The sequence below is a fragment of the Saccharothrix sp. DSM 118769 genome (assembly GCF_052936295.1).
Map to the genome: position 1 here is coordinate 1,142,863 of NZ_CP193627.1, position 13,500 is coordinate 1,156,362.

Below are 13,500 nucleotides of genomic sequence, written 5' to 3' on the forward strand. Positions count from 1 at the left end.
GCGGAAGCCGCTGACGCGGAAGGGGCCCCCGCCGGGCAAGGCGGGGGCCCCTTCGTCGTTCGCCGGACCCGGGACGGGGTCAGGCGACGGTGCAGGCCGCGCCGTTGAGGGTGAACGCGGACGGTTTTCCGGTGTTGCCGCCGTGGGTGGCCTGGAGGCCGATGCCGATCGACGCGCCGGCGTTGATGGTCGGGTTGTAATTGACGTTGCGCGCCGTCACCGCGCCGCTGGTCGGCGAGTAGGTGGCGCTCCAGCCGCCGGTGACGGTCTGGCCGCTCGGCAGCGTGAAGGCCAGCTCCCAGCCGTTGACCGCGGTGGTGCCGGTGTTGGCGATGGTGATGTTCGCGGTGAGGCCGGTGTTCCACGCGTTGACCGAGTAGGTGACGCGGCACGCGCCGCCGGGCGGCGGGGTCGTGGTCGTCGTCGTGGTGCTGGTCGTGGTGGTGGTGGTGCTCGTGGTCGTGGTCGTCGTGCTGGTCGTGGTGGTGGTGCTGGTGGGCCCGCTCTGGTCCAGCCCGAAGAACTGGATAGCCCGCAGCGCCATGCCCGAGCCCAGCACGTTGTGCCCGGTGCCCTGCAACGAGATCGCCTCGACCGCCGTCCCGTACCGGGTGCGCGTCCAGCCCGACTGGGGGCTGTCCGTGGACGTCGGCGTGGTCGACAGGCCGTGGACGTTGGTCCACTGCTCGATCTCTTCGGTGAAGTTCGGGTAGCGCAGCGTGTCGTCGGCGGTGCCGTGCCACAGCTGCATCCGCGGTCGCGCCCCCGAGTAGCCCGGGTAGGCGGCGCGCACCAGGTTGCCCCACTCCTGCGGGGTCTTGTTGACCTGCCCGTTGGCGCACGCGCTGTTCCACGACGAGCCGTCGGTGGTGGCGAAGCAGCTCGCCGGCACGCCCGCGAACGCCGCGCCGGCCGCGAACACGTCCGGGTAGTTGGCCAGCATCACGTTCGTGGTCATCGCGCCCGAGGACACGCCGGTGACGAACACCCGGGACGCGTCGCCGTTGTAGCGCTGGAGCGTGTAGCGGACCATCGACATCAGCCCGACCGGGTCGCTGCCGCCGTCGCGGCGCAGGGCCTGCGGGGAGGACACGTCGTAGCAGCCGCCGGACCGGGTGGCCGTCGGGTAGATGACGATGAACCCGTACTGGTCGGCGAGCCGGGCGAACTCGGTGCCGGAGTAGAACGCCTGGCCGGTGCCCGTGCAGTAGTGCACGGCGAGCAGCACCGGCGGGCGGGCCTGCGTGCGGTCCGGCACGTAGAGGTGCATCCGCAGGTTGCTGGGGTTCGTGCCGAACCCGGTCACCTCGGTGAGCGTCGCGGCCGACGCCGTCGGCGCGCCGACGGCGGCCAGCACGAACGCCGCGGTGGCGGCGACGGCGGCGACCAGGGCCCCGAACGTCCTCGCGCGCGCCCCGCTCACGGTGCCACCACCTGTCCGCTGTTGTTGATCCGGCCGGGGCACAGGTTCTTGGCCGCCAGGCCCTGCACGATGCGCGGCACGGCGTTGACCGTGCTCTGGTAGCTCGCGTGCATGAGCACGATCGCCCCGGCGTTCGCGCCGGTCGCCGAGCGCACGATGGCGTCGGTGGACGCGCCGTTCCAGTCCTGCGTGTCGACCGACCAGGTCACCTGGGTCAGGCCGAGCCTGCGCGCCTCGTTCTGCACGGTCGCGTTCGTCGCGCCGTACGGCGGGCGGAACAGCGTCGGCGCCTGGCCGGTGGCGTTCCGGATCGCGTTCTGCGTGTCGCCCAGCTCCTTGGCCACCGCCGCCGCGCCCAGGTTCGTCAGGTAAGGGTGGGACCACGAGTGGTTCCCGATCCACATGCCGGCCGACGCGGTCTCGCGGGACAGCTGCGGCTGCTGCTGCACGCGCGAGCCCAGGTCGAAGAACGTCGCCCGCGCGCCCGCCGACCGCAGCGCGCTCAACAGGGGGCGGGTGTACTGGGCGTTGGGGCCGTCGTCGTAGGTCAGGGCGACGTACCCGTTGCACGCGGCGGCCTGCGCGGACGCGGCCTGAGCGGACGCGGGGAGGGCGACCGCCGTGACCGCCAGCAGGACCGCGGCGAGAACAGTTCTCAAGAGCATCTTTGCTCCTCAGCACGGTGAAGGTGATCGCACTATGTGTCCGCCGGCGCGCTCCTGACAACGGCTTTCGTGAATGTTGCGAATCTCAAATGGCCTACTGAGCTGGTGCAACGCCAAGTGCACCCGTTTGGTCGGAGTCGGTCGGGAGGAAACTTTCGTAGTCTCGCCCGGTGCAGCCGACCGACGCGGACCGGGCCCTGCTCGACCGGGCGCTCGCCGCGGTGAGGGAGCACGGGAGGTGGCGGCACCACACGGTGGCCGCCGCCGGGCGCGCGCCGGACGGCCGCGTGTTCACCGGCCTCAACGTCTTCCACTTCACCGGCGGCCCGTGCGCCGAGCTGGTCGTCCTGGGCGCGGCGGCGGCCGAGGGCGTCTACGAGCTGGACGCGGTCGTGGCGGTGGACGCCACCGGCGTGGTCACCCCGTGCGGCCGCTGCCGCCAGGTGCTGTGCGACCTCGTGCCGGGCGTGCGCGTCGTCGTGGGCGTCGACGAGGTCGTTCCGGTGACCGACCTGCTACCCGGTGCTTACCGCTGGTCGGAGCACCTGTCGGAACTGGAGCGGCGGAGCCGGGGAACGTAGGCGACCGATGGATTTCCGGGTGTCGGCCGACATAGGGTGAGCCGGCTCATCGCGACACCCCGGGGGAACCTCCATGAGACGGCTGCCGCCGTTGGTCGTCTGCGCGCTCGTCGCGTCCACGACCCAGATCGCCACGGCCCAGGACGCGCCGGCCGCCGCCGCCCCTGCCGCCGCCGCCCCTGCCGCCGCCACCGCTGCCACCGCTGCCACCGTGAAGGCGATCGACGAGGGTGCGACCTTCGTCCCGACCGCCCCGAAGCGGGTGCTGGACACCCGCACCGCCGGCACCGGCCCGGTCGAGGACGCGCTGGGCCTGGACCTGTCGTGGACGCTGCCCGACACGGCCACCGCGGTGGTGCTGAACCTGACCGCCGTGCGGCCGACCGAGGCCACGCACGTCCGCGTGTCCCCGTACGGGCAGCAGGCGCCGGCCGTCTCCAGCCTCAACGTCGGTCCGGGCGAGATCCGGGCCAACCAGGTCACCGCGACCCTGTCGGCCCACCGCGAGGTCCTGCTGACCAACAACGCCGGCACCGTGCACCTGGTCGCCGACCTGGCCGGCTACTACGTCGCCGAGCACACCGCGTCGCGGTTCACCCCCACGACGCCGGCCCGCGTGCTGGACACCCGCGGGAGCGCGCCGCTCGGCCAGGGCGGGACGCGCGAGGTCGACCTGTCCGGCCGGGTGCCCGCGTCGGCCACCTCGGTCGTGGTCAACCTGACCGGCGTCCTGCCGAGCACCGACACGCACGTGACCGCGTTCCCCGCGGGCACGGCCAGGCCGGACGCGTCGAGCGTCAACCTGACCGCCGGGCAGATCACGCCCAACCTCGTCACGGTCGCCCTGGGCGCGGGCCGGCGGATCGCCCTGCACAACAACCAGGGCAGCACCCACCTGGCCGTGGACCTGGTCGGCCACTACGCCGCAGACCGCGGCCACCTGTTCTTCCCGGTGACGGCGTTCCGGGCGCTGGACACCCGCCTCGACGGCGGACCGGTCGGCGCGGGCCGGAGCCGCGGCGCGGACCTCTCCACCCGCCTGCCGGCCTCCGCCGCGGCCGTCGTGGTGAACCTGACCGGCACCGGCGCGACCGCCGACACCCACGTGACGGCGTTCGCCACCGGCACCCCCGAGCCGGCCACCTCGAACCTCAACCTGGTGCCGGGGCGGGACACGGCCAACGGCGCGGTCGTCGCGACCGGCGGCGACGCGCTCGTCTCGCTCCGCAACAACGCCGGGTCCACCGACCTGGTCCTGGACGTCTCCGGGTTCTTCGCCACCCCGCCCGGCTGCGCGGCGGACTGCGTCCACGGCTGGGGAGGCACGCGCAACGGCGTCGCGCGGCGCTACGGCGCGACGCCGTCCCCCCGCCCGTGGCTGTCCGGTGTCGCCTCCGCGGTGTCGGGCGCCCGGAACTCCTACGCGGTGCTGCACGACGGCACCGTGCGCGCGTGGGGCGACAACAGCCTCGGCCAGCTCGGCACCGGCGCCACCGGCGGCGACTCCGAGGTGCCGCTGCCGGTGGCCGGCCTGACCGGCGTGACCGCCGTCGCCGCCGGTGACGGGACCGCGTACGCGCTCGGGTCGGACGGCACGGTGTGGGCCTGGGGCGACGGTTCCCGGGGGCAGCTCGGGGTCGGGCGGCACGGCTCCGACACCCCCGTGCGGGTCTCCGGCCTCACCGGCGTGACGGCCGTCGCCGCCGCCGGGGACGCCGCGTTCGCACTCGGGTCGGACGGCGCGCTGTGGGGCTGGGGCGGTTCGGCGTGGGCGTTCGACCCGGCCCACTGCCCCGGGGTGCCCACCTGCGCGGTCGGGCAGCCGGCGCGCATCGCGGTGCCGCTGCCCGCGGGCACCAGGGTCACCGCGGTCGCCGGCAGCGACGGGGACAACGCCTACGCCCTGCGCTCGGACGGCACGGCGTGGGCCTGGGGGCAGAACTCCTCCGGTGAGCTGGGGGCCGCCACGCCGCAGGGGAACTGGAGCAGGGTGCCGGTGCAGGTGACCGGCCTGACCGGCGTCGTGTCGATCGACGGCGGCGCCAACTCCGCCCACGCCGTCACCTCGGACGGCGCGGTGTGGGCGTGGGGCGTCCACCACCGGGGCGAGCTGGGCACCGGGACCCCGTGCCCGGAACCGTCGAGCCCTTGCGTGTCGCGCGTCCCGGTCCGGGTGGCCGGGCTGACCGGCCCGGTCGTGGTGGACGGCGGGGCCGGGACCGTGCTGGCCGTGAAGCCCGACGGCGCGGTGTGGTCGTGGGGCGGCAACGGCCACGACGGCAACCTCGGCGACGGCACCTCGGCCGCGTGCTCGTACCCGGTCGCCGCGCCGTGCGTCGCCACCGCACCGGTCCGCACCCTGCTCCCCGGCGCGTCCGCCGTCGCCGCCGGCCGGTTCGGGCAGTACGCGGTCGTGCCCTAAAGGACCAGCTCCAGCACGCGCCCCAGCTCCCGCGCGACCTGCTCGCGCGGGAGCGGGGCGAGCGCGATCCCCTCACCCGACTCCAGGTCCCCCTCGGCGTAGACCTCGACCGGCACGTCCTTGTGCGGCCCCTGGAGGACCAGGGACACGGTGGTGCGGTCGACCGGGCCCACCACGCGGTGCAGGACGTCGGAGGTCAGCAGGTAGCTGCTGCCGCTGCGCAGCTCCGCGTCGAACGTGCAGCGCAGCCGCGCCTCGCCGGTGGGGGACATCGCGTACGTCCGACCCCGGTCGTGGCCGTGGTAGAGGTAGCCCCGGAAGTCCGCGCCCCGCGCGTCGTGCGCGAACTCCTGGAAGCGGTAGCCGCCCGCGAGGACCGCCGAGGCGAAATCCCAGCGGTGGTTGTGCACGTTCTCCGCCGCCGCCGGGTATTCCGGCGCCGGGCGCCACACGTGCAGCCTCAGCTGGAATTGCGGATCAGCCAGCAGCACGATCTTCAAGAAGCCGTTCGGGTGTCGGTACGCCTGATCGGGCACCTCCTCCGCCGCGCGGCGCGCGAGCAGCGGGCGCAGGAATTCCGGCGCCGCCACCCGGCGCAGGCAATCGACCAGGGCGGTGTCGTTGCCCGACCGGTAGTCGGTCACGAACCCCGCGATGTCGCGCAGTTCCATGAATGCCGCCGTCCGTTCAGCCCAGGGCGATGTGGGCGTTGCGATATGCCGGTTCGTCGGTCACCTCGCGCACCACCGGCAGGAATTCCGGAATCGCCACCACGTCGTCCGGGCGGGCGACCTGCACCTCCAGCAGCCAGCACGCGCGGCTCGCCGGTTCGGTGATGTGGTCGACCTCGTACACGTGGTCACCCCAGGGGAACGTGGTGCGCGTCTTGCGGATGACGTGCCTGCGGCCGTCGCGCCGGGCCTTCAGCCGGTCGTACTCGGCGCCGTCGATCGGGATCTCCTCGACGGTGCGCACACCGCCGCGCGCGGGCGTCAGGCTCGCGTACTCGTAGCCGACCCGACGGCCGTCCACGCGTCGCCGGATGCGCTTCTCGGCCGCTTCGGTAACCCGCAGATAGACCTGTTCGAACTCGGTCCGGCGCAGTCCTCCCGCGCGCACCCGCGACCAATCGGGCTCCGCGCCGAGGAGGAACTTGCGCTCGATCTCGACCGACACCCGCACCCCCGGTTGATGCATTCGAGTGAACCCATCCGCCACTGATATTGGCAGCTCCGCCGCGTCGCCTTTCCGCATTTTTGCCGACTGCGGGCTGCTATCGTTCCGCGCATGCAATTGACGGTGCTCGGGTGTTCGGGCAGCGCGCCCGGACCGCGACTGCCGACGTCCGGCTACCTGGTGTCGGCGGGCGGGGTCCGGCTCCTGCTGGAGCTCGGCGGCGGCGTGTTCGGCGCGCTGATGCGCCACTGCGACCCGTTCGACCTCGACGCCGTGCTGCTGTCGCACCTGCACCTCGACCACTGCGCGGACTTCAGCGCGCTCACCGTGCACCGCCACGCGCACCCGGAGCCGCCGTTCGACGTGTCGAGCCGGCGGCTGCCGGTGTTCGCCCCGTCGCACGCGCCCTCCCGGCTGGCCGCCGCGCACGCCGCCGACCGCGCCGAGCTGGCCCGGCTGGACCTGCGGCGCACCTTCGACTTCGTGCCGCTCAAGCCCGGCCACTACCGGGTCGGCGACGTGGACGTCGAGGTCGCCGCCGCGAAGCACATCTGCGAGGCGTACGCGTTCCGCATCACGCACGGCGGCGCGTCGCTGGTCTTCTCCGGCGACACGGTGCCCTGCCGGGAGCTGGTCGACCTGGCCCGCGGCGCGGACCTGCTGCTCGCCGACGCCGCGTGGCGCGAGCAGGCCGGTCGCGCCAACTACCTGCACATGAGCGGGCGGGAGGCGGGCGAGGTCGCGCGGGAGGCGGGCGTCGGGCGGCTCGTGCTCACCCACGTGCTGCCGTGGTCGGACCGGGAGGGCGTGCTCGCCGACGCGGCCGAGGAGTTCGACGGCCCCGTGGCGCTCGCCGCGCCCGACCAGGTGCACGAGGTCTGAGGGGACCTCAGCCCGCGAACGCGTGGGACGGCAGGCCCTCGCCCGCGCCGGGCAGCACGAGCACCGACCCGGCCAGCTCGCTCAGCGCGTCCCCGGACAGCCCGACGCGCGCCGTCGTCACGTACAGGTCGGTGAAGTCCGGCCCGCCGAAGCAGCACGCCGTCGGCTGGCCCACCGGCAGCTCGACCTCCAGGTCCAGCTCGCCGGCCGGGGTGTACCGGCGCACCGCCGCACCACCCCACAGCGCCACCCAGACCGCGCCCGACGAGTCCACGGTGAGCCCGTCCGGCAGGCCCCGGTCGACGGCGACGAGCGGGCGGCGGTCGCGCGCCTCGCCGGTGTCGCGGTCGTAGTCGAGCACGTCGACCCGGCGCTCCGCCGAGTCGACGTAGTACATCAGCGAGCCGTCCGGGCTCCAGCCGATGCCGTTGCTCACGCCCACGCCGTCGAGCACGACCTTCGCGTCGCCGGACGGCTCCACCTGGGCCAGCCAGCCGCCGGGCTCCTCGTCGTAGCGCATCGTGCCCGCCCACAGCCTGCCCGCCGCGTCGACGGCCGCGTCGTTGCCGCGCACGCCGTCCCGGGCCCAGTACACGAGCCACGTCTTGGTGCCGTCGCGGTCGACCAGCGCCACGCCGTCGCGCAGGTTGAGCACCAGCCCGCCGCGCGAGCGGGGCTTGGCCGCGCCCACGTGCTGGGGCACCTCCAGCACGGCGTCGTCCCCGTTGTGGGGGCTGTAGCGGTGCACCTCGCTGCCGAGCACGTCCACCCACAGCAGGGTCCCGCTGGAGTGGTCCCACGTGGGCGCTTCGCCCAGGGCGGCTTCGGTCCTCACCGCGACATCGATCGGCACCGGCACAGCCTACGGGCCGTCACGCACCGTGAGAGCGCTTCCGGGCGTGAAGCCGCGCCGCGTCGACCCGCCCTCGTCACGTGCGCCTCCGCGATCCCCCGGGGTGCGCCGGTTCGCGCGTAACCTGGACCACGTGGACCCCACCGGCCCCTCCGCCTTCCCGGCGCCCCCGTCGGCACCCACCGCGCCCAAGCCGCCCAAGCCGCTCGCCAAGCGCGTCGTGCCGCCGCGGCCCGTGCTGTCCGCCGCGGTCGTGCTCGGCTTCGTCGGCCTGCTCTACGTGGTCGAGGCGCTCGACACCGTCCTCCGCGGCCGGCTGGACGACGACGGCGTCCTGCCGCGCGACTTCTCCGAGTGGGACAACATCCTCTGGTACCCGTTCCTGCACGAGGGCTGGGCGCACCTGACGAGCAACGCGGTGCCGCTGCTCGTGCTGGGCTTCCTGGCCACCTCGGGCGGGATCAAGCAGTTCTTCCAGGTCACCGCCGTCGTCTGGCTCACCAGCGGCCTCGGGGTGTGGGTCTTCGGCTCCTACGGCAGCCACATCGGCGCGTCCGGCCTGGTCTTCGGCTTCCTGGCGTTCCTGCTGGTGCGCGGCCTGTTCGCGCGCAGCCCGCTCCAGGTCGTCGTCGCGGTCGCGGTGTTCGCCGCCTACGGCGCCGCGCTGTGGGGCGTCCTGCCGGGGCAGCCGGGCATCTCCTGGGAGGGCCACCTGTTCGGCGCGCTCGGCGGCGTGCTGGCCGCGTGGGGCGTCTCCCGCGACGCCCGCGACGCCGTCGCGCGCCGGGGCTGACCGGGCCGGAACCGGTCCCCCGCAGCCGGTTCCCCGGAGCTAGTCTCGGGGGCGTGACCACAGCGGATTCGCCCATCGGGATCTTCGACTCCGGCGTCGGCGGGCTGACCGTGGCGCGGGCGATCATGGACCAGCTGCCCGGCGAGCGGATCAGGTACGTCGGCGACACGGCGAACACCCCGTACGGCCCGCTGCCCATCGCCGAGGTGCGCCGGCACGCCCTCGCCGTCGCCGACCAGCTCGTCGAGGACGGCGTGAAGCTGCTCGTCATCGCCTGCAACACCGCGTCCTCCGCGTGCCTGCGCGACGCCCGCGAGCGCTACGACGTGCCGGTGGTCGAGGTCGTGCTGCCCGCCGTGCGCCGGGCCGTGGCGACCACGCGCACCGGCCGCGTCGGCGTCATCGGCACGCAGAGCACGGTGCGGTCCGGCGCCTACCAGGACACCTTCGCCGCCGCCCGCGACGTGCGGGTCACCGCCGCGGCGTGCCCGAGGTTCGTCGACTTCGTGGAGCGCGGGATCACCTCCGGCCGCCAGGTCCTCGGCCTCGCGCAGGCGTACCTGGAGCCGCTCCAGCGCGCTGAGGTCGACACGCTCGTGCTCGGCTGCACGCACTACCCGCTGCTGACCGGCGTGCTCCAGATCGTCATGGGCGACGGGGTGACGCTCGTCTCCAGCGCCGAGGAGACCGTCAAGGACGTCGTGCGGGTGCTCACCGAGCGCGACCTGCTCCGCGAGGGTCCCCCGGACCAGCGGTTCACCTGCACGGGGCCGGTGGAACCGTTCGCGAGGCTCGCCCGGCGATTCCTGCCCCAGTTGGAAAACGCCTCCTTCCACGCCCACGCGTGAACTGGCACGCTCCACGGGTGCTGTTGACCATCCTCGGCTGCTCCGGCAGCCTGCCGGGCCCGCACGGGCCGGCGTCCGGCTACCTCGTCGAGGCGGATGGCTGCCGACTCGCCATCGAACTGGGCGGTGGCGCGCTCGCCGCGCTCCAGGAGCACCGCGACCCGTTCTCGCTGGACGCCCTGCTGTTCTCCCACCTGCACCCGGACCACTGCTCGGACTTCACCACCCTCGCGGTCACCCGCCGCTACCACACGCACCCGCCCCACGACACGCGTGCGCGCAAGCTGCCCGTGCACGGGCCGGGGGAGGCCCACGAGAGGTTCGCGCGCGCCTACGCCGAGACCGCCGAGGAACTGCTCACCACCGACCTGTCGGACGTGTTCGACTTCCACGTCCTCGCCGACCGCCGGGTGACGCGCGTCGGGCCGTTCGAGATCACCCCGGTCCTCGTCGACCACCCCACCGAGTCCTACGGGTTCCGCATCACCGACGGGAACGCCACCCTCGCCTACACCGGCGACACCGGGCCGTGCGACCAGTTGGAGTTCCTGGCGCGGGACGCGGACGTGCTGCTGTCGGAGGCCACGTGGACGCACGCCCCGGACCGGCCGACCGGCCGGCACCTGTCCGGGGTGCAGGCGGGCGAGGTCGCGGCGGGGGCCGGCGCGCGCAGGCTGCTGCTCACGCACGTGGCCCCGTGGACCGACCGCGACACCGTCCTGGCCGAGGCGCGCAGCCGGTTCGACGGCCCCGTGGAACTCGTCTCGCAGGGCGCGGAGTACGTGGTTGGCGAGCCGGTGGCGCGGGTAATCGGCGGCCATGGCAACTGACGTCGTCGACCTCATCCTGGCGGACCACCGCAGGTTCGAGGAGCTGTTCCGCGCCCTGCGCGACCGGGGGTCCGACCGGTCGACGCTGCTCGGCGAGCTGGCCGCGTTGCTCATCGCCCACGCCGAGGCCGAGGAGAACGAGGTGTACCCGGCGCTCAAGCGCTACAAGGAGGTCGACAACGACGAGGTCGACCACGGCGCCGAGGAGCACGCCGAGGGCCACCAGGCGCTGCTCGCGCTGATGGAGGTCTCCGACACCGAGTCCGAGGAGTGGGAGGGCAAGCTCGAGGAGCTGGTGGAGGCGCTCAACCACCACATCGACGAGGAGGAGCGCACCATCCTCAACGACGCCCGCGAGCAGGTCCCCGACGACCGCCGCGCGGAGCTGGGGGAGAAGTTCCTGGAGATCCGCCAGGACCGCATCGACGACGACTGCGGCGACCTGGAGTACGTGCGCAAGATCGCGCACGCCACGGCCGACCGGATCGACTAACGTCCTGCGGCGTGTCCAACGTCGAGGTCCGCCGCACGGGTCAGCACGAGTTCACCGCCACCAACGACCGGGGCGCCTCCGTGCGCGTCGGCCGCAAGGGCGCGGAGGGTGCGTTCACGCCCGTGGAACTGCTGCTGGCCGCGGCGGCGGGCTGCGCGGCGGTGACGGCGGAGACGCTGATCACCCGCCGCGTCGACGGTGACCTGGTGGCGCGCGCCGACGACGTGCGCCCCGAGGGCGCGCACCAGCTGGACGCCGTCCCGGTCACCCTGTCCTACGACGTGTCGTCGCTGCCCGAGGCCGACCGCGCCGCCCTGGACGCCGCGGTCCGCCGCGCGATCGACCAGCTGTGCACCGTGACCCGAACCCTCAAGCACCCCCACCCCCTCCCCACCCCCCTCCACCTCCCCTAACCCCGAGAGTCCAACCTCCAGGCCCCGAGAGTCGTACCTCCAGGACCCCTGAGTTCTTTACTCGCGAGTAAAGAACTCAGGGGTCCTGAGCGTTGGACTCTCGCGACCTGAGCGTTGGACTCTCGGGGCCCGGGCGTTGGACTCTCGGGGGTGGGTCAGGTGGTGCCTATGCCGTCCCAGACGGCGGTCGAGCCGCTGTGGCCGATGCGGACCACCTGCACGGTGGCGGCGGCGCCGGCGGCGACGACGAGCACGCTGACGACCACCGCGATCCGCCGCCACGTCCTGGGCACGGGCGTCGTGCTCTCCGTCGCCGCGGTGCGCTCCCGGTCGGCGAGCCGGCCCGCGACCACCAGCGCCACGACCACCACGCCGAACCCGAGCGCGAACGGCAGCAGGTCGTTGCCCAGCTCCGCGTGCCGCTCGATCAGCGGGTTGCCGAGGCTCGCCAGCCTCGCGTGGAGCTGGTCACCGGACGCCTGGGCCAGCGGCACCGAGCCCACGCCGAGCAGCGTCACGCCGAGCAGGGGCCACGCGTACTTCTTCCGCCACCGCGGCACGACGGCCGCCGCGACCGCCCCCGCCGCCGCCAGCGGGAGCAGCACCACCACCGCGTGGACCAGCAACGGGTGCGTCGGGAGACCGAAGAACGTCACCAGGTCGTCTGCGAGTGCCATGCGTCTCCCTACGCCGGTGGGCCTTCCCCGGGTTCAGCGCAATAGGGTAGTGCCGTGCTGAGGACCGATGGCAGGAACGACGACGTGCTGCGCGACATCCGGATCACCCGCGGCTTCCAGCAGTGGCCCGCGGGATCGGTGTTGATCGAGTTCGGGAACACCCGCGTGCTGTGCGCGGCCAGCGTCACCGAGGGCGTGCCGCGGTGGCGGTCCGGTTCCGGCCTCGGCTGGGTGACCGCCGAGTACGCGATGCTGCCGTCGGCGACGCACAGCCGCAGCGACCGGGAGTCGGTGAAGGGCCGGATCGGTGGCCGCACGCACGAGATCAGCCGCCTGATCGGGCGTTCCCTGCGGGCGTGCATCGACCTGGCCTCGCTGGGCGAGAACACCATCGTGATCGACTGCGACGTGATCCAGGCCGACGGCGGCACCCGCACCGCGGCGATCACCGGCGCGTACGTGGCCCTGGCCGACGCCGTCACGTGGCTGGGCGCGGCCGGCCGCCTCGCCGACCCTCAGCCGCTGTCCTGCGCGGTGTCGGCCGTCTCGGTCGGCGTGGTCGACGGCCGGGTGCGCCTCGACCTGCCGTACGAGGAGGACTCGCGCGCCGAGGTCGACATGAACGTCGTCGCGACCGACGCGGGCACCCTGATCGAGGTGCAGGGCACCGGCGAGGGCGCCACGTTCGCCCGCTCGACCCTGGACAAGATGCTCGACCTGGCGCTGGCGGGCTGCGCCGAGCTGAACCGCGTGCAGGCCGAGGCGCTGGCCCTGCCCTACCCCGGCGTGCTGCCCGAGCCGAAGGCGAAGAAGAAGTGAAGCTGCTGCTGGCGTCGCGCAACAAGAAGAAGCTCGGCGAGCTGCGCCGCATCCTGCTCGCCGAGGGCCTCGACGGCATCGAGGTCGTCGGCCTGGACGACGTGCCCGAGTTCCCGGAGGCCCCGGAGACCGACCCGACGTTCGAGGGCAACGCCCTGGCCAAGGCGCGGGACGCGTACCGGGCCACCGGCCTGCCGTCGGTCGCGGACGACTCGGGCATCGCGATCGACGCCCTCAACGGCATGCCCGGCGTCCTGTCGGCGCGCTGGTCCGGCGCGCACGGCGACGACGAGGCCAACACGCGGCTGGTCCTGGGCCAGCTGCGCGACGTCCCGGACGAGCGCCGCGGCGCCGCGTTCGTCTGCACGGCGGCGTTCGTGACCGGCGACACCGAGACCGTGGTGCGCGGCGAGTGGCGGGGCTCGGTCGCCCGCGAGCCGCGCGGCGCCAACGGTTTCGGCTACGACCCGGTGTTCGTGCCCGAGGGCCACGACGTGACGTCGGCCGAGCTGTCCCCGGAGGAGAAGGACGCCCTCTCCCACCGGGGACGCGCGCTGCGCCTGCTGCTGCCGCACCTGCGGGAGCTGGCCCGCGCCTGACCGCGTGACTGCCTGACCGCGCGACT

At 73.8% G+C, this 13,500-nt stretch carries 16 protein-coding genes; 10 read left to right on the forward strand and 6 right to left on the reverse strand.

What is annotated here, in order from left to right; genetic code table 11:
- Positions 1 to 79 precede the first annotated feature (79 nt).
- Positions 80 to 1,423 carry an extracellular catalytic domain type 1 short-chain-length polyhydroxyalkanoate depolymerase gene (locus tag ACRAKJ_RS05475; RefSeq protein WP_438925438.1) on the reverse strand — a complete coding sequence of 448 codons (1,344 nt, stop codon included), beginning with the start codon at positions 1,421 to 1,423 and terminating at the stop codon, positions 80 to 82.
- Positions 1,420 to 2,088 (reverse strand): polysaccharide deacetylase family protein, encoded by a 669-nt coding sequence (locus ACRAKJ_RS05480; RefSeq protein WP_438925439.1) that lies wholly within the window; start codon positions 2,086 to 2,088, stop codon positions 1,420 to 1,422. Before ACRAKJ_RS05480 ends, ACRAKJ_RS05475 begins: the two co-directional genes overlap by 4 nt.
- 170 nt (positions 2,089 to 2,258) lie before the next feature.
- Between ACRAKJ_RS05480 and ACRAKJ_RS05485 the strand changes: the two genes are divergently transcribed.
- Together ACRAKJ_RS05485 and ACRAKJ_RS05490 are read left to right on the forward strand one after the other, a co-directional pair.
- A complete protein-coding gene (locus ACRAKJ_RS05485) occupies positions 2,259 to 2,669 on the forward strand; it encodes a cytidine deaminase family protein (protein ID WP_438925440.1) in 411 nt (136 codons plus the stop codon).
- 73 nt (positions 2,670 to 2,742) lie between these two features.
- The gene (locus tag ACRAKJ_RS05490) at positions 2,743 to 5,091 is read left to right on the forward strand and encodes an RCC1 domain-containing protein (protein WP_438925441.1); all 2,349 of its coding nucleotides are present in this window, start codon (positions 2,743 to 2,745) and stop codon (positions 5,089 to 5,091) included.
- Here the strand turns inward: ACRAKJ_RS05490 and ACRAKJ_RS05495 are convergent.
- A complete protein-coding gene (locus ACRAKJ_RS05495; protein ID WP_438925442.1) occupies positions 5,088 to 5,762 on the reverse strand; it encodes a hypothetical protein in 675 nt (224 codons plus the stop codon). The two genes, ACRAKJ_RS05490 and ACRAKJ_RS05495, sit on opposite strands and share 4 nt — an antisense overlap.
- Positions 5,763 to 5,778: 16 nt before the next feature.
- Positions 5,779 to 6,384: a hypothetical protein gene (locus ACRAKJ_RS05500; RefSeq protein WP_447008890.1), complete on the reverse strand. Its 606-nt coding sequence runs from the start codon at positions 6,382 to 6,384 to the stop codon at positions 5,779 to 5,781.
- Here ACRAKJ_RS05500 and ACRAKJ_RS05505 point away from each other — a divergent pair.
- Positions 6,379 to 7,149: an MBL fold metallo-hydrolase gene (locus ACRAKJ_RS05505; protein WP_438925444.1), complete on the forward strand. Its 771-nt coding sequence runs from the start codon at positions 6,379 to 6,381 to the stop codon at positions 7,147 to 7,149. The genes ACRAKJ_RS05500 and ACRAKJ_RS05505 overlap by 6 nt on opposite strands.
- A 7-nt stretch (positions 7,150 to 7,156) precedes the next feature.
- Here ACRAKJ_RS05505 and ACRAKJ_RS05510 read toward each other — a convergent pair whose 3' ends face one another.
- The gene (locus tag ACRAKJ_RS05510; protein WP_438925445.1) at positions 7,157 to 8,002 is read right to left on the reverse strand and encodes an SMP-30/gluconolactonase/LRE family protein; all 846 of its coding nucleotides are present in this window, start codon (positions 8,000 to 8,002) and stop codon (positions 7,157 to 7,159) included.
- A gap of 133 nt (positions 8,003 to 8,135) precedes the next feature.
- Between ACRAKJ_RS05510 and ACRAKJ_RS05515 the strand changes: the two genes are divergently transcribed.
- Genes ACRAKJ_RS05515 through ACRAKJ_RS05535 form a run of 5 tightly spaced genes read left to right on the forward strand, consistent with a single transcriptional unit; the run spans position 8,136 to position 11,379 of the window.
- Positions 8,136 to 8,795: a rhomboid family intramembrane serine protease gene (locus ACRAKJ_RS05515; protein WP_438925446.1), complete on the forward strand. Its 660-nt coding sequence runs from the start codon at positions 8,136 to 8,138 to the stop codon at positions 8,793 to 8,795.
- A 53-nt stretch (positions 8,796 to 8,848) separates the two neighbouring features.
- Positions 8,849 to 9,643 (forward strand): glutamate racemase, encoded by a 795-nt coding sequence (gene murI, locus ACRAKJ_RS05520; protein ID WP_438925447.1) that lies wholly within the window; start codon positions 8,849 to 8,851, stop codon positions 9,641 to 9,643.
- Positions 9,644 to 9,660: 17 nt separating this feature from the next.
- Positions 9,661 to 10,473 (forward strand): MBL fold metallo-hydrolase, encoded by an 813-nt coding sequence (locus ACRAKJ_RS05525; RefSeq protein WP_438925448.1) that lies wholly within the window; start codon positions 9,661 to 9,663, stop codon positions 10,471 to 10,473.
- The gene (locus tag ACRAKJ_RS05530) at positions 10,463 to 10,966 is read left to right on the forward strand and encodes a hemerythrin domain-containing protein (RefSeq protein ID WP_438925449.1); all 504 of its coding nucleotides are present in this window, start codon (positions 10,463 to 10,465) and stop codon (positions 10,964 to 10,966) included. The genes ACRAKJ_RS05525 and ACRAKJ_RS05530 overlap by 11 nt, the downstream gene beginning before the upstream one ends.
- A gap of 11 nt (positions 10,967 to 10,977) precedes the next feature.
- Positions 10,978 to 11,379, forward strand: a complete 402-nt coding sequence (locus tag ACRAKJ_RS05535; RefSeq protein WP_438925450.1) for an OsmC family protein — start codon at positions 10,978 to 10,980, stop codon at positions 11,377 to 11,379.
- 155 nt (positions 11,380 to 11,534) lie between these two features.
- On the opposite strand, the gene ACRAKJ_RS05540 is transcribed toward ACRAKJ_RS05535, so the two are convergent.
- Positions 11,535 to 12,056: a DUF2231 domain-containing protein gene (locus tag ACRAKJ_RS05540; RefSeq protein WP_438925584.1), complete on the reverse strand. Its 522-nt coding sequence runs from the start codon at positions 12,054 to 12,056 to the stop codon at positions 11,535 to 11,537.
- A 54-nt stretch (positions 12,057 to 12,110) separates the two neighbouring features.
- Here ACRAKJ_RS05540 and rph point away from each other — a divergent pair, with 54 nt between their 5' ends.
- Positions 12,111 to 12,875: a ribonuclease PH gene (gene rph / locus ACRAKJ_RS05545; RefSeq protein ID WP_438925583.1), complete on the forward strand. Its 765-nt coding sequence runs from the start codon at positions 12,111 to 12,113 to the stop codon at positions 12,873 to 12,875.
- On the forward strand, positions 12,872 to 13,474 hold the full coding sequence (gene rdgB / locus ACRAKJ_RS05550; RefSeq protein ID WP_438925582.1) for an RdgB/HAM1 family non-canonical purine NTP pyrophosphatase: 603 nt from the start codon (positions 12,872 to 12,874) through the stop codon (positions 13,472 to 13,474). Before rph ends, rdgB begins: the two co-directional genes overlap by 4 nt.
- The last annotated feature ends 26 nt before the right edge of the window (positions 13,475 to 13,500 follow it).

Bases quoted from the DNA above. Each gene is read 5' to 3' on its own strand.
- ACRAKJ_RS05530 (WP_438925449.1), top strand. From the start codon at position 10,463: ATGGCAACTGACGTCGTCGACCTCATCCTGGCGGACCACCGCAGGTTC.
- ACRAKJ_RS05540 (WP_438925584.1), bottom strand. From the start codon at position 12,056: ATGGCACTCGCAGACGACCTGGTGACGTTCTTCGGTCTCCCGACGCAC.
- ACRAKJ_RS05505 (WP_438925444.1), top strand. From the start codon at position 6,379: ATGCAATTGACGGTGCTCGGGTGTTCGGGCAGCGCGCCCGGACCGCGA.
- ACRAKJ_RS05490 (WP_438925441.1), top strand. From the start codon at position 2,743: ATGAGACGGCTGCCGCCGTTGGTCGTCTGCGCGCTCGTCGCGTCCACG.
- ACRAKJ_RS05495 (WP_438925442.1), bottom strand. From the start codon at position 5,762: ATGGAACTGCGCGACATCGCGGGGTTCGTGACCGACTACCGGTCGGGC.
- ACRAKJ_RS05480 (WP_438925439.1), bottom strand. From the start codon at position 2,088: ATGCTCTTGAGAACTGTTCTCGCCGCGGTCCTGCTGGCGGTCACGGCG.